The following is a 288-nucleotide window of genomic DNA, read 5'->3' as shown; positions in this document are numbered from 1 at the left end:
GCGGATCGCCGGCAGGTGGTCTTGGACGGCCCGTCGGCGTCGAGTTTGCTTTTTTGCTTAGAGAATCTGCGAAAATCGGCCCGGCCGTTAAGGTTAACAAGCGGTAAATCAGCAATATCGAATTTTCAGCTTGTGTCCCATTTCAACTCGAATAGCCTTAGTTGCAGGCGGAATTCGAGGAATGACAATGGATGCTGCGAGGAAGAGTGCTTCGGCTGGCGCCGGCGCGAGGATGGACTCCGCGCTTAACCAATCGATGATGCAATTACTGGACCATGTCGAGTATCG

The 288-nt window shown here is 53.1% G+C and carries 1 protein-coding gene; it reads right to left on the bottom strand.

All coding sequences use genetic code 11. The features are described from left to right. Positions 1-108 precede the first annotated feature (108 nt). On the bottom strand, positions 109-288 hold a 180-nt coding region (locus tag EN824_RS35755), incomplete at its 5' end, for a hypothetical protein (RefSeq protein ID WP_210236404.1).

It is taken from the genome of Mesorhizobium sp. M8A.F.Ca.ET.181.01.1.1 (assembly GCF_004792025.1).
Classification (GTDB): domain Bacteria; phylum Pseudomonadota; class Alphaproteobacteria; order Rhizobiales; family Rhizobiaceae; genus Mesorhizobium.
This window is presented reverse-complemented; position numbering and strand designations above follow the sequence as displayed.